Annotated in this window: 10 protein-coding genes; all 10 read right to left on the minus strand. The window is 62.8% G+C overall.

Translation table 11 applies throughout. The features are described from left to right. Positions 1 to 123 precede the first annotated feature (123 nt). Entirely contained in the window at positions 124 to 657 is a 534-nt protein-coding gene (locus ACVWY0_RS05580) for a hypothetical protein (protein ID WP_485835802.1), read from the minus strand. Positions 658 to 820: 163 nt separating this feature from the next. Then, a complete protein-coding gene (mobL, locus tag ACVWY0_RS05585; RefSeq protein ID WP_485835803.1) occupies positions 821 to 3,061 on the minus strand; it encodes a relaxase MobL in 2,241 nt (746 codons plus the stop codon). Between the two features lie 115 nt (positions 3,062 to 3,176). Further along, positions 3,177 to 4,370 (minus strand): hypothetical protein, encoded by a 1,194-nt coding sequence (locus ACVWY0_RS05590; protein WP_485835804.1) that lies wholly within the window; start codon positions 4,368 to 4,370, stop codon positions 3,177 to 3,179. Positions 4,371 to 4,419: 49 nt separating this feature from the next. Beyond that, the gene (locus tag ACVWY0_RS05595) at positions 4,420 to 4,905 is read right to left on the minus strand and encodes a hypothetical protein (protein ID WP_485835805.1); all 486 of its coding nucleotides are present in this window, start codon (positions 4,903 to 4,905) and stop codon (positions 4,420 to 4,422) included. 173 nt (positions 4,906 to 5,078) lie between these two features. Further along, positions 5,079 to 5,726 carry a hypothetical protein gene (locus tag ACVWY0_RS05600; RefSeq protein WP_485835806.1) on the minus strand — a complete coding sequence of 216 codons (648 nt, stop codon included), beginning with the start codon at positions 5,724 to 5,726 and terminating at the stop codon, positions 5,079 to 5,081. Beyond that, entirely contained in the window at positions 5,726 to 6,697 is a 972-nt protein-coding gene (locus ACVWY0_RS05605) for a hypothetical protein (protein WP_485835807.1), read from the minus strand. Before ACVWY0_RS05605 ends, ACVWY0_RS05600 begins: the two co-directional genes overlap by 1 nt. Positions 6,698 to 6,748: 51 nt before the next feature. Then, positions 6,749 to 8,668: a phage tail tip lysozyme gene (locus tag ACVWY0_RS05610; RefSeq protein ID WP_485835808.1), complete on the minus strand. Its 1,920-nt coding sequence runs from the start codon at positions 8,666 to 8,668 to the stop codon at positions 6,749 to 6,751. Between the two features lie 73 nt (positions 8,669 to 8,741). Beyond that, complete coding sequence (locus ACVWY0_RS05615) at positions 8,742 to 10,040, minus strand: hypothetical protein (RefSeq protein WP_485835809.1); 1,299 nt, start codon at positions 10,038 to 10,040, stop codon at positions 8,742 to 8,744. A 209-nt stretch (positions 10,041 to 10,249) separates the two neighbouring features. Beyond that, the gene (locus tag ACVWY0_RS05620) at positions 10,250 to 10,639 is read right to left on the minus strand and encodes a hypothetical protein (RefSeq protein ID WP_354249780.1); all 390 of its coding nucleotides are present in this window, start codon (positions 10,637 to 10,639) and stop codon (positions 10,250 to 10,252) included. A gap of 243 nt (positions 10,640 to 10,882) precedes the next feature. Continuing rightward, positions 10,883 to 14,371: a hypothetical protein gene (locus ACVWY0_RS05625; RefSeq protein WP_485835810.1), complete on the minus strand. Its 3,489-nt coding sequence runs from the start codon at positions 14,369 to 14,371 to the stop codon at positions 10,883 to 10,885. Between the last annotated feature and the right edge of the window lies 1 nt (position 14,372).

Raw genomic sequence — 14,372 nt, forward strand, 5'->3', positions numbered from 1 at the left:
TGCTGTGTTCGTTTGCTGCCATGACTCTGTTCCCCTTGGTCGTGATCGTTTTGCTGCATAAAGCACGAAAGCCCGGTTTGAGAGGTTGTCTCTCAAACCGGGCTTTCGCTGGTTACCGACTGTTTAGCCAAGTGCGGGCTCGTCAACCTTTGCCTCAGCGGCTTCGGCCTGCGGGGCCTCTGCCTGTGCCTCGGCGGCGTCAGCCTGCGGAGCTTCGGCCTGGGCGGTCTTGGCTTCCTTGACAGACGCGAACTGGTTGTCCAGCACCTTGGTGTCGATCTTGAAATCGGATGCTTCGACGGTCTTGGTGTTGAGCACCAGACCAGACTTCCGGCTGGACGGCATGAGGTCCGCCTTCACCGAATAAACTTCCGCGCCATTGGGGAGCGTGACGACGTTGTCGCCGGCGGCTTCCTTGATGGACGCGAACTGTGCAGTCGAGTAGGGAGCGCCGTTGTTGATGCGGTCCTTGCCCTCCTTGTCCTTCACCCGTTCGGTGACCAGGTGGAGATTGGTCTGACCGGGAGCGCGGGAGTCCTGTGCGTCGACCTGAACATCCAGGTAACGCGACTTGCCATCCTTGGTCACGCTATTGGGAAAGGTCACTGCGACCAGGTTGATCGCCTTCATTGAACCCGGACCCCTGAGATTTGCCATGATTTGTCTCCTTTGAATTCAATCCGCGCGTCGAGTCGCCCGGTGCCGTCGTGGCTGTCCGTGTCCAATAATGAAGTACTGGACGAGACTCTTACACCCTAATACAAGCCAAACTATAAGCGCCAGCGTTGTGCACGCATTTAACCGTAAACCAGCATATTTGTTATCCGAGACCGTTATTTGTACGTGACTGCCCCTGTGCTGTTTGGGGCGTTATGGACGTGACCGCATCAACCTCCGGCAGCACGTACACAGCGAACCGGTCAACCTCGTTTTCCACCTGTGCCACCAGATCCGTGCCCAGCCGTACGGTGCGTGAGCGCCGCAGCGCCTCCCGCTCCCTGGAGATCGCCGCCACCTCGGAGGGGAGCACGGCCGTGGTCGCGTCGCGGCCGAGCTTGTCCGCCAGTTCGTTCATGGTGTCGATGTCGGCGACCGGCATGTTCTCGATCGCAGCAATCTGACCCGAGGCCCGCAGGTATTCCATCGCCCTGTCCCGATGGTCGCGCCGGGAACGTGCCCACTGCACAAACTGCGAACGCGCCTTGGCACCCACCTGAACGTCGGAGGAGAAGTCGTAGCGCATGTGGTGAAGGTCCAAGCCCTTCACGTCCTCGAAGGCGTACTCCGCACCGGCGGAGATCTGGGCAGTATCAGGTGTCTTGCCCTCAGGATCGACAGTGATCTCCAGCTTCAGACCCTGGGCAGCGAGTTCAGTGCGCAGCTCAGCGATACGGCTCTCGTAACTCCGACGCATCCGTGCGATCCGGTCATCGAGCACGTCGGTTCCCGCGGTGCCCGTCAGGGTCAACAGATGCGCGCCCGGCTGACCGTAGATGTCCCGGCCCAGCTTCTCGGCCTCGTTGCCGTCCTTCATCTTCCGCAGTGAGCCGTCCTTGCGCATGGACTCAAGCGACAGAAGCCGTTCTCCGTATTCCGCGACGGTGTTCCACTGCTTGTACCAGTCAGCGGCGGGCGGCGCGAAGGCCAGGAACTTCTGATATTTCGCTGCGCACCGGGCGTGGTAATCCTCTTCCTCCAGATAGAACTCGTAGAGCACCCGGGAGGACACCGAAGCAATTCCGGCGTCGTCGGCCTTCTCCCACATCCGCGCGTTCTCGTGATAGACGCTGCGCTTTTCCCGGTGATGTTCCATCCGCGAGGAGTAGCTGCGCAGCCGGAAGCCGAAGCCGAGCAGATCGTCCTGCTCCCCCTGCTGTGAACTCTCGCTGGCGTTGGCGGCCAGCTCTTCGTAGTCCATGCCCATGGCGTCGAGCATCGGTGTGCGGACCCGCAGGGCATCATCGGGCAGGGCCCTCAGCAGCCCGTACACGCCGTTGACGCCGCGCTCAATGATCTTCTCCCTGCCGGATTCGATCAGCCGGCGCCACTGCGGCGTGCTCAGTTCCTCGGCCTCACGGCGGTGGTTCGCATACTCATGGACCTGCTCCATCGCGTGGGGCAGCGGTGACTCAGGTCGTGCCAGCACTTCCTCGACCAGTTCGCGCACGATCCGGTTCGGCTTCTTCATCGACTCGTGGTTGGTGCTCGAACGCCATAGCCGCCGGTCTTCGGGCAGGCACGCGACCAGGAACTGGGGCAGTGACTCGCGCAGCATCTGCTGGTGGGCCCAGCGCTTCACGAATGTGGTCACGTTGCGGCGCTCATAGCCGACGGCCGAACTCATGTGCTTGACCGTCTGCTTCTCATCGAGCCAGGCATCCATGCTGCGCCGGAGCAGCGACTTGGCGGGAGCATGGATCTTTCCGCGCTGGGTGCCGTCCTTGGTCACCACGCCTTTGCCTGCGTCGACCATGGCTAGGTGGCAGTGAACATGCTCTGTGTCGACCTGGATGACCCCGACGTAGCGCAGGTCATCGTAGAAGGAACTCTCCATGCGCTCCAGGCCGCGCATGACGGCAAGCCGGAGCTTCATCTGGTCCAGGTGTCCGCGGTAATCGCCCTTCTTCAGGCACACGAAGTCCTCGGGGATGATGTTGTGCTTGCGCAGGTACTCCTGGTCGAAGCTCAGCACCGTCTTCATGACGGTGTGCCCCTTGTCGAACCAGTCCTGGACGTCAGCGCTGGCCGAGGTGAGCTGGTCATCGGACAGGCTCACCTGTCCATAGCCGAAGGCGACTCCGCCAGCCCCCTGCGAACCTTTGATCCGGGCCTTCACATCCGGCCGGCTCACGGCGCTCTCGGTGGCACTCTCCCGTGCCATGTAGCGCAGGATGAAGTCGTCGGTGCGCTGGCGCCTGATGGGTGCCAGTGGTTCGGTGGCCAGCTCGCGGGCCATGTAGCGGGTGACGTATGCCCCGGGCGTAGCTCCACGGCTGGCTTTACCGCTCTTGGATTTCACCGTGTACTCGTTGACCACGACGATCGACTGCTTCAGGCTCATGGCTTGCTCTTTCCGGGGTTCATCTCAGGGTCGGTATTTCAAAAGCAAAGAGGCTGTGCTGCCTGAGCAAACACAGCCTCTTTGTCCGGCGGACATCTGTCCTGAACAGGTCCGGCTACCCCAGTTCGGGGCCGGTGCCTGCCTTGTCGTTGTCCAGTTCCAGAGCCTTTTCGTGCTCCAGGGTCCGGTGTACGCGGCGGTTGCGCTGCTCGGATGTGGTGTCCTCCTGCGCACCGGCGGCCGCAGTCTCCGATTCCGGCTCCCAAACCGTCTCCGAGGCAGGTGTGATGGCAACCGGAACAACGTCCAGTTCCTTGTCCTCCTCGCCCTCCTCGTACAGGTCCAGCAGACCCTGCTCCTTCTCGGGTGACTGAGCACCCTGTCCAGCGCCGGCGTCGGGCGCGTCAGTGGCTGTTTCCTCCGGCTCCGCGACGTCAGGAGTGACCGTGTCCTCGCTCGGCAGGGTCAGTGCCTTGGCTACCCCCGGAACAATCCGCTGGTGGTAGACACCCTCAACGGTTTCCGGGTCGTACTCCACCGGCTGTGCGGCCAGTTCGGCAGCCTCGTCGGTGCGCTTCTGGCGGAAGTCAGCCATCAGATCCTCGAAGATGCTGGCGCGAACCACAGGGAATTCACCGGAGGACTGCCTCGTCAGGGACTCGAAGCGCTGTGCGGCATCAGGGGTCGTGAACTTCTCGGCAGCGAAAAGGTCGTTGATCTCACCGGATCGGGTCGGTACGCCGCGCTGGGCGCTGTGCAGAGCCTGTTCCTGCTGCGCCTCGGGCGTCAGCTTGTTCTCGAAGTACTCCGCCAGGTCATAACCGCTGTTCTCAGCGTCCAGCGCGAGCTCGGTCTGTCCATGAATGGTCACGAACACCACAGGAGCGTCACCGTCGTGTTCCGGTGCCAGGATCAGCGCGTCGATCGTGGTGGGAAGTTCCCAGGGAATCCCGGCCATGTTCGCCGGCGGCTCGAAGCCCTCGGTGAAGTAGCCCTTGCTGACCAGCTCGGTGAGCTGGGCGTCGTCGAACTCGTAGAACGCATCCACGATGGGCCCCAGGCCGGAACGGAAGGTGACCTCTTCGACGCCATACGGCAGAGCCTCCTCCGGCAGGATGGACCGCAGCTCACCGGTCAGGTGAAGCAGTGGCCGGTAATTCTTGTCGGAGCCGTGGTGCTCAAAAGAGACCCGCTCCATGAGCACCACGGTTTCCACCGGGGCACTGGCCACCCGCGCAGTCTCGACGCCCTTGCTGCGCAGTACCCGTGATGCCCACGGGTCCGTCATCTTGATCCCTGCAACCTTCATTGCGGCACTCCCTTGCTAGTTCTCGTTCATGGCTTGACGTGCTGGTGGTCTAGGCGGCGGAGCTCTCGCGGATCTTCAGGGATGCCTTGCCCAGTGGCATCTTCTGCTGTTCCTCGCCGGCCAGGCGGAACAGGGACTGCCCCATGCGGCGGGTAACGCCGGTGGCAAAGCGCCACAGCCGGCGCATTACGACGATCTCGCCAACCAGCACCGCTGCGACGATAAAGAGCACCGGAATCAGCCACCCGGCGATCACGGCGTCGATCCGCGCATCCAAGGTCACTCCAGTGCCCTGCTGGATCAGCACGGCAATGTTCGGCAGAACGTTGACGGCGGTGAAGAGCACGAGCAGATAGTCCACGAAGAGCACCAGGGCCAGCACCGCCACAGACGCCAGGCGGTGGATCACCTTGGTCCCGAACCGGCCGAACTTCAGGTACACCCGGTCACCGAGGGTCAACTGCCTGGACGAAGACGCCGACGGGGCACTCACGGCTGGGCTGTTTCGGATCGTGCTGGATTTGGTGCGGCTCATGCTCGCACTCCTTCCGGAGAGGTAATCGGTAAAGTCGATGGATACGCAACGCGCATAATCTGCTGGTATATGTGCACAACCCTACCGCAAGAACAAAGCAGCCGCACCCTGTTTACACAGGATACGGCTGCTCGGGTCAAACGGGATGCCGACGGCGGCGCCGCGGCTGGTCCCTACTTGGAGGTCAGCGCCTTGGAGACCGAGGCGAACCCGGAAACATCAGTCATCCGGCCCTCCCCATCCAGGGTCAGGTAGATCACCGAAGTCGTGGTGGCACTTGCTTTGCCGTCGTTCGATGAGGAACCAATGTCCGCAAGCACCATGTACTTGTACGCGGTGCCCGCGACGCCCAGTGCCTTGACGTCGACCGAGGACAGATTCGAGTTCAGACCCTCGGTGTCCACGACGTAGAACTTGTTCCCCGAGGTATCGGTGTTGAAGACCGGCTCCTGGAAGTACACCTTCATGAACTGCGAACCCTCGTCCAGCTTGTACTTGCGCTTGAGCGAGGCGCGGGCTGCGGTGTACTCCTCACCGCTCTTCCAGGTCACCGCGGTCTTCACGAACTGGCGGATCAGCTCGGTGTCCGCAGTGATCCGCTGGGCGTTGGTGCCCAGGGCGCTGTCCACCACGGCCTGCTGATCGGCCCTGGCGGTGGCCAGTTCCGTCTTCATCTGCGCATCGAGCTCTGAGATCTCCTGCTCCTGCGTCACCACCTGCGTGTGCTGGGTGTTCGTCACCACGGCATAGGAAATTCCCACGGCGACAAACACGCCGGCCAGAAGCAGGATCAGTGCGTTTCGATAGAAAAAAGCACGCATTACGGCTTGGCTCCCTTGGCTGTGGCTGACTCTGATCCGGCGGTGCCGACCTTCAACTGCTGGCTCTCACCCTGGGTGGTCCTGTTCACGCTCAGGTTCCTGAACGTGTCGCTCTCCACCGAGTACCGGGCCGTGGCCCAGGCCAGCAGATCGCCTGTCTTGGTGTCGGTGTTTGTCCAGACCACGCTCAGCACATCGGGCGTGCCCGAAAGAGTGACGGAGGCTGTCTTCCAGGTGTAGCTCTCAGGGGCTGCGACCTTACGGGCGGCTTCGTTTCCGTTCGCGGGCTCGTACCGGGTGTACCAGGGCTGGCGCGGGTCGATCCTGCCCGGCCCCAGTAGATCCTCGGTCCTGAACGTGTACGCCTGGGCGTCGGTGAGGATCAGTGCCTCCGGAGCGAAGAACCCTGCGATCACCTTGCGGTGTTCCAGCGACTTGAGCACCGCCTGCTTGGGCCTGCCGTCGTTGGTGCCGGCCTCGGCGTTGCCCGCGTAGGCGATCCCGGCAAACTGCTGCTGTCCCGCTGCCAGCGCGTCGCTGCGCTTCTGCGCGGCTGCGATGCCGTCCACCAGCTTCTGCTTGGTGTTGGCACCGTCGGCCGGCGTCAGCGTCTCCAGCGCTCCTGTGAGGGCCGCTACCTTGTTCTGGTTGGTCCTGACCTCGACCGTGTGCTGTTCCCCGGCGTTGTTGATGCCCAGGGCAAAGCCGACGATACCGACCCCCAGGGCCGAGGCAATCACCACGCGGACCAGCTTGCCCATCTCGCGCGGAGACCGGTTCGCCTGGCGCTCCTCGCGCCGGGCCCGCAGTGCAGCGAACTTGGCCTCGACCTCTTCCGGGGTGACCTTCCTGCGGGGCTTGGTCCCGGGCTTCGCTGTGTTCCCTTGCCCGGAGGCGGTGTTCACGGTTTCAGCAGGCGGTATCCGCTGCACCACCGGGGTTTCACCGGCTACTCGGTTCTTCTCAACCACGCTGCTCCACCTCTACGTTTTTGCTCATCTGCGGGAAATTGAATCGGCTTTTCATGAAGACATCGCCTCGTCGGTAATCAGGTCGGTCACGTCAGTGAAGACGAAGCCGCCACCTGTCAGTTCACTAATCGGGCGGGTGTATGCCCTGGTCCCGGCGTGGTTTGAGCCGCAGCTGGCCTCGCCGATGATTGCCTGGTCGCCCTGGATGCCCAGGATGATGCCGGTGTGACCCTCGGGCTGCCCGGTCTCCATCGAGAACACCGAGTACGCCGTCGGCGTGGTGCTGGTCTCGCGGCCGGTCATCTTTGCCACTGAAGCTGCCGTGTCGATGCCGTTGCCCGCGGCGTATTCCTTGAACGAGGTGAACTTGTACATGAAGTACGAGGAGAACCCCACGCAGTTATCGGACTTGCCGAAACCGCAGTCACCGGGGCCGCCGCCGCCGAATGCTTCCGCGAGTACCGCGTCGCCCTCGGACTTGTACTTCTCCATCAGGGCCTTGGCCTCCCCGAGGTTCATCCCGCCGTCTTTCAAACCGGCAGTCTGGGCCTTCTTATCCGTCAGACAATTGGCCTGGGCGTTGCTCACGCGGTTCTGGTTTGCTGCATCCAGGGTGGAACCGGACTGGGCGAGGATCGAATCAGCCAACGACTGGTTCTTGTCCCAGCCGCCCATCTGGGCGAACCACTTGATGGCGGCCGTCTCGCGCTTGGTCATCGAGTTATCAGCCGATTTCTCCCACTCGTGGTGGAAGTAGACAGCGGCCTCTTTGGCTGAACCGATCGGTGTGGAGATCATGTGTTTGATCACCGGGGCACCGGAATCCTTGGAGATCATGAAGCCCAGCTGGGTCTCCAGCGTCGCCCAGGAAGAATTCCCCGCGCCCTTGGCGTAGTCCCGGAGCTGAGTGTTGCGGCCGTTGGACCACTGGCCCAGCCCGATGCCGAGCAGATCCACACCGGGAAACTGGGAAGCGTACGCGGGGGCGATCTGGTCGACGTCGAAGCCCTTACTCTCGGCATCAGCCTTCTTCGGCCCCAGCGTGAACGGCTCACCGGAGATGGTCTCCACCCCCGTGGGATCAACGCCTGATTCGGCATCCCAGTTACCCAGGATGCCGGCGATGTTCTCGTCCGACATCCCCCAGGCGCTGAGAACACCGAAGACGAGCTTGGCATTCTCGGTGGTCTTCTGGATGTCGCCACCGACCGGGCCGGCATCGGTGGAATCAGAGGCCGCGACAATCTCAATCGAGCAGTCAAACAGTCCGCCGTCACGCTGAGCGGTGTCGTTGCCGACCCCGCTCACAATCGAAACCACGCCGACGCCAACGACCAGGGCTGTTGTGGCTGCGGCGGCCACAGCACCTGTCACCGCGGAAATGGCGCCGCCCATAAACGTGGAGACCGCAGCACCGGCTGCCATCGCGCCTCCAACGAGGGCTTTTCCCACCGCCAGAGCCACGCCGATGATCATGTTGATCAGGTTTGCCGCCATGGCCAGGGCCGAGAAGAACATGGTCTTGAGCCAGTTCAGGAGCATCATGGCGAACATCAGTTGCCCGGCGGCACCTGCCGCGGGCACAGCAGCGCCAGCGGCGGCAACCTTTCCCAGGTCACCGCCGCTGGCCTTGCCTACGCCGCCGTCGTTCGCATTGGGCTCACCGGCCGCCGACGTGCCGCCGGCGCCCATCTTCGCTACGTCCTTCGCACCTGCGACTGCCATACCGGCAGGAGTCTTATCCAGCGCTTCCTTGGCAGCACCCGCAGGGCTCACACCCGCAGCCTGGCTGCCGACACCGCCTCCGGGACCAAAGCCGGCCTTCTGGGCCATGTTGTTGCCGGTGTCCTTACCCGAGGCGTTGACCGCCTCACCTGCCGCAGCAGCTCCTGACTTGGCAACTGCTGCATTGGATGCACCAGAGCCCGCAGCCTTGGCAAGACCACCCGCGCCGCCTGTCGGAATAGACATCTGCTATTCCCCTCTCTTCTGTGTGTTCGCGCCGAATATCTGTTGTGGTCAGTGCTTGCTGTTTCGCTGTTGGTCAGTACGAGAGCAGTACGTCTTCGCCGTCCTTCATCGTGAAGTTCGACTCCACGTTGCGCAGGCTCACCTCAAGGTCGAGCAGCTTCTTGTGCTGGTCCACCTGGTAGACCTTTTTGTCCTTGTAGTAGTCCTGGTACGCCTGCGAGAGCTTGTTCATGATGTCGAAGAGGGGCTTCACGGTGGCGTTGCCGCTGTCGTAGTCCTTCTTCAGGTCCGTGCCGTCGTTGAGCAGCCACTTCATGTCGTTGATCCGAAACTCGTCCGGCGTCTCCTTGGCGCGTCCGGCCAGGTAGCTGACGTAGTTGGAGCCCTTGGGGATCAGGCCCTTGAGGTAGCCCTCTTTGACGCTGCCGCTGCGCCAGTCGAAGTCGTAGCCAAGGGGCATCGTGAACTTCGTTTTGAGATCCAGCGTCGAGGCGGTGTTGCCGACTGCTGCTTTGCCGTCCACGGCATCCCCTGCAATCTGCTTCGGGACCGCGGGAGGCATCAGGCGCAGCGTGCCGCTGTCTGCCGTAGTGCGCTCAAGCTCAGCAGTGCCGTCCTTGATGCGGTTCAGGTCAGTCTGCATAAGGGCCAACTGGGCATCCATGGTGGTGCGGATCTTCTGCTCTTCGGTCGAGACGACGACCTCGTTGAAGACCGCGCCCACGTCGACCTTGTCGCCGTCCAGCGCGGCGCTGACCTTGGCCTCGGAGCCGCCCGGGTTGAAGAACACGCGCCACTGGTCGTACTTCTTGAAGGAACTGTCCGTGGCAGCCAGGTCCTTGCGGTTGCTGGTCGAGCCATCGTCCTTCTTGTAGACCAGCTCGGAGTTCGCCCGCATGGTCAGGTCCATAATCTGCGGACTGAACGGCTTGTCGCTGTCGAGCATCACGGCCATGTAGCCGGTGGAGCCGAACACGTAGACCGAACCGGCAACCGTGGTGTTCAGACCCTGCTGGTTCAGCTCCCTCGTCGAACCGGTCAGGAAGCCCTGGTAGTCATCGGCGTTCACGCTGACCTGGCTGGTGTCGTTGAACTGCATGAGCACCATCGCCCGGGTCCGGTCCTTGTTGACGAAGATGCCGGGGACGTTGCCACTGATGTTGGTCTTGGAAGTCAGGAAAGTCGGTGTGTACAGCGCCTTGCTGCTCAGGGACGCCTCGGTGTTCGCGTAGGCGGAGATGCCGGTCGCGCCGAAGATGACCACGAAACTCACAGCGATCACCCCGAAGAGAACACCAAAGCGCTCGATTGCATGGTGCGAATCGAGCTTGAACCGGGTGCCGAGTGCCTTTGCTGAATCTTTGATGCCCATAGCCGGGGGCCTTTCGTGAGAGGGGATGACGCTCACAGGGCCGGAACTGCCGGGCCATGCGCCGAATCGAGTGGGTGTGTGGTGGGAGAGAGAACGGGGCGATCCCCCGGAGCCCAAATCTGAAAAGAAAAACGGGCCGGCGGTCTTGTTGGCCGCCGACCCGTCATTCCTTCACCGATGATCTGGACGAAGGCGCTGCCTACCTGCTGTTATCCAAGGCCCAGCAGCTGGGACCCGAACAGGAAGGTGGCGCCGCCAAGGTCCTCGATGGTCGTCTTGCCACCGGAACCGATGGTGAAGATGAGCGAGAAGCCACCCACTGCGATGGCACCGCCGACGATCATCAGCATGATGATCTTGATCCAGGAATCCTGGTTCTGCTGTCCGGCCATCAGCTTCTTCAGAAGCAGGACGCCGCCCCAGACAAGGGCGATCAGACCCATTGCGATCAGCAGCCCGCCGCCGGCGGTCTTGACGAATTCCCCGGCGTTCTCGAAGAACGAGACAACGTCCCAGGCCGCTGTTGGCAGGGCGGGAACTTCGGTTGTCCCGGCGGCCGTTTCCACGGCGCGGGATGCCAGGCTCGTGATGATGTTCATGGATGTCCTCACTATCGGTTCGATTACGTGCAGTTTTGTCGGGTCTGAAGACACCCTCCATCGAAGAGACTATCTGTATCCGCGATTCAGAGCAAGCCGCATTGCACTCTAATCTTCTCGAAAACGTGCAGAAAACGAAAATTAGAACAAACTCGATTCAGACATACGAAGGGGCTGTTGGAAGGTTTCCCTTCGCACAGCCCCTTCGTCTCTATCGTGACCTCACAACATCAGTCCTCCGCGCTATGCATCACCGTCCTTCCGGGGCCGGCGGGGAGTCGGCTTCGGAACGGAAGCCGAGGGTCGGGTGGCCGGAATCCGCCTCGGCGTGGCCCGGGGGGCCGGATTCGCCTTGGGAGCCGGAGCCTGCTGACGGGGAGCCGCCGGAGCGGGCGCCTGACGCCGCGGAGCCGCCGGAGCGGGACGGGAAGCCGGAGCCTGCTGACGCGGTGCCTGCTTCGGTGCGGACGGAGCAGCAGAGGTGTTCTGCCGGTTCGGAACCGCTGTGCGGCGACCTGACGGGGCCTGCTGCCTGGGGGCAGCGGAGCTGTTCGTTCTGGCTGACGTCGGTGCTGCACGGCGACCAGCGGTGCTCGGAGCACCCTTGGCGGCCGCCCCTGCGTTCAGGCTCTTCCCCGCTGTTCCCGTGGTCTTGGCTGCACCGGCTGCCTTGCCCGCTGTGGCCGCCTTGCCTGCGCTGCCGCCCAGCAGGGCAGCTGCCCCTGCTGCGCCTGCCGCGGCACCTGCGTTGCTGCCGGCTGAGGTGCCTCCCGAAGTACCGGCGCTGGCTGAAGAAGCCGGGGCGTCGATGTCCTTCTGGATAGCCTGTGCCTGCTGTGCACTGCCCTGGACATTCCTGGCGTGACCCAAGGCGTCCATCCCGGCAGATGCTGCACCCGCTGCGTCACCGGCCATGCCGCGTCCGGCTGCTTCGGCACCCTTGGTGACCGCCTTCGCGCCGGAGACTGCACCATCAGCCATGGCCTTGTCCTTGGCTCCGTACTGGGACTGGGCCTTGTCGATCGAGCCGGCCATTGAATCGGTGAGGTCGCCGCTTCCCTTGCTCCCCGGCTCGGAAAGGCCGCCCTGGGCTTGCAGGGCCTTGGCTGTGGACTGATCGCTGGAACCCGCGCCCAGCATTCCGGTTGAACCATCGGCTGAGGAGCCAGCCGTCAGAGCCAACGGGCCACCGGAGTCACCGTCAGGACCGGCTTCTCCGCCGGAACCGGAAACATCCATCCCTGCGCCGCCGCCGACGGTGAGTGCACCTGCCGGTCCACCTGCGTCAGGACCACCAGGACCGCCCGCGGACGGAATACCACCGGCAACAACGCCACCGGGGCCGCCACCTGGACCACCGGACTTCTTCGCTCCGCCGACGCCGCCGCCCATTGCCTTGTTGGCTGCGGCCATGCCTGCACCCGAGGCCAGGCCACCGGCGAGAGCCGGCATCATGCCGCCACCCTTACCGCCGGGAGGAGCCACGTTGGTGTCCATGAACTTATCGACCAGCTTGGTCACGATCTCGTTGATCGACTTCACCACCGTCTTACGGACCCGCAGGGCGAGCACCGTGAAGATGATCAGGGCGATGATCGAAAGCACCGTCATCACCATCGAGAGCGTTCCACCGGTCAGCAGATTCGCCACGCTGGCGTCGCCGGCGGCGACACCGTTGAGGACAGCCGAGAACGGCATCTCAACGATCTGCGGGATCGAAATCAGGAAGACCTGAATGAACCGGTAGATAAACAGCGTCACGATCACTTCGAGGATCATCGCCATTGCGTAGATGACCACCTTGGCAATACCGGACATGGCACCGATCGTCGCGAACGGGATTGCCGTCATCAGCTGGAAGCTGCGCTTGATGTTGGCGAACAGCATCGAGAACGCGTAGCCCAGGCCGATGATGACGAAGCTGCCCAGGAGGACCATGGCGTTGAGCCAGTACAGTCCGCTCATGGTGCCGGTGCCGACCTGCGTCACAGAATTGTGCATCTCACGCGTGGCGCCGGACGTCGACTTGTTCGAGGAGTACATGGTCATCGAATCCGCGCCGAAGCTGGTGTTCAGGTAGTTGTACATCGACAGCGTGGACATGTTGCAGTTCAGCGGCTTGCCCTGGCTGTTCGAGACCCAGTTGGCGCAGCCCCACTGGCTCGGGCTGGTGAACTTCTTGTCTCCGCTGGTTGCCCCGGCAGGAGTGGCCACCAGGCCCGTGTTGTCCGCCACCCGGATCACCGGGTTGTTCTTGACCTCGTCGGGATCGCTGATCTCAGGCAGACCCTTCTTGGGATCGCTGAACTTGGTGAACCAGTCACTGACCTGCTTCTTGCCATCGGCACCGCTGGTGTACGGGGACGAAGTGGAGATGTCACCCTTGATCGCTGTCTCGTAGGAGGCCGCGTCGATCTTCGCGCCGCTGATGTAGCGGCCCAGCAGGTCGATGGTGCTCATGTAGCCGCCCAGGCCGCCGGAGGTGTCGCCTTCCTTGTCATTGAGCGCCGCGCTGGTCCAGCTCTGGTCCTGGGCGACATTCAGGGTGGACTTGATCGAGGCCCAGTTGGGGTTGGTCGCCTTATTGATCTCCAGGGCGGTGTTGCGGACGTTCGCCAGCGACTTGCCCGTGGGCTTGTTCTCGGAGGCGTTCCATTCAATCACTGCACCTTCAGGGACAAAGAGCCGGTTCTTGAAGGACCAGCCCTGAAAATCAACATAGGTGCTCAGCACGACCTGTGTGGAACCGGCCGAACCGGATTTGGAGGCATCCCCCATCGAGTTCAGCACCCCGGTGTACATCGAGCCGATCAGGGGCAGGCCGAGGCCGATAAAGACCACCCGGATTGCCAGCTTTTTCAGCGCCGAACCGCGGTTCATGTTCTTGGCGAGCAGCAGCGCCAGCAGCAGCACGCCGATGAAGAGCGGAACGAGCACCGCCCACGCAATGTTATTCAGCACCTGGTACCAGTCACCGATCCAGGAGGAGAGTCCGCCCAGGAACCCCGGGGCGGCCGCGCCGCCGGTCATGCCCTCCGCGAAGGTGGGGCTCACGGCCTTGACGCCTTCGTAGAACAGCTTGAACGGGTTCAGGGCCTTCAGGGTGGTGATGATGCCGACAAAGAGCAGATCAACGACGCCGGTGAAGATGTAGAGGATCATCATCAGACCGCCACCAACCGGCGCAAAGAAGCCCAGCGACAAGCCTGTGCCCATGGAGTCCAGCCCCATGGCGTTCAGCGTGGCACCGAAGTGGGCGTAGTCCAGCATTCCGGGGGTCTGCGTGGAACTCACGTCGCTACCCTGGGCGCTCTGGATCAGCGTGTTGTAGCCGACCGCCGAAGAGGAGCCAGAAATCTGGGAGTTCAGGAACTCCATCGAGAAGCTGAAGTCGGGGTCCACGTAGCCCAGCATCGAGCCGGCGCTGCCCGGGTTGGACATCACCGAACCCCAGACCTCGCCGTCAATCGGTGCGGCATTCTCGTCCGGGGACTGCGCGTTGGAGAAGAACGCCGCCAGCGAGCTGGAGAGCTTGTAGAAGGAGTAGTTGGCGGGATCGTCCTCAGCCGCCTTCGCCGGGTTGCTGAAAGCCAGTGCAGCCACACCCGCCAGCAGGACCATCATCACCAGGGTGATGGCCCGCTTGATGAACGTCGGACGCTGGATGCCCGTGTGGGTGCGTGCACCTCCTGCGCTGTCCTTCGCAGGGTTGTGCGAGATCGCAGTTTTCATG

This window comes from Arthrobacter sp. UYNi723, from assembly GCF_054057635.1.

Coding starts and splice junctions, on each gene's coding strand:
- ACVWY0_RS05590 (WP_485835804.1), bottom strand. CDS start 4,370: ATGAAGGTTGCAGGGATCAAGATGACGGACCCGTGGGCATCACGGGTA.
- ACVWY0_RS05610 (WP_485835808.1), bottom strand. CDS start 8,668: ATGTCTATTCCGACAGGCGGCGCGGGTGGTCTTGCCAAGGCTGCGGGC.
- ACVWY0_RS05615 (WP_485835809.1), bottom strand. CDS start 10,040: ATGGGCATCAAAGATTCAGCAAAGGCACTCGGCACCCGGTTCAAGCTC.
- ACVWY0_RS05600 (WP_485835806.1), bottom strand. CDS start 5,726: ATGCGTGCTTTTTTCTATCGAAACGCACTGATCCTGCTTCTGGCCGGC.
- ACVWY0_RS05595 (WP_485835805.1), bottom strand. CDS start 4,905: ATGAGCCGCACCAAATCCAGCACGATCCGAAACAGCCCAGCCGTGAGT.
- ACVWY0_RS05580 (WP_485835802.1), bottom strand. CDS start 657: ATGGCAAATCTCAGGGGTCCGGGTTCAATGAAGGCGATCAACCTGGTC.
- mobL (WP_485835803.1), bottom strand. CDS start 3,061: ATGAGCCTGAAGCAGTCGATCGTCGTGGTCAACGAGTACACGGTGAAA.
- ACVWY0_RS05625 (WP_485835810.1), bottom strand. CDS start 14,371: ATGAAAACTGCGATCTCGCACAACCCTGCGAAGGACAGCGCAGGAGGT.
- ACVWY0_RS05620 (WP_354249780.1), bottom strand. CDS start 10,639: ATGAACATCATCACGAGCCTGGCATCCCGCGCCGTGGAAACGGCCGCC.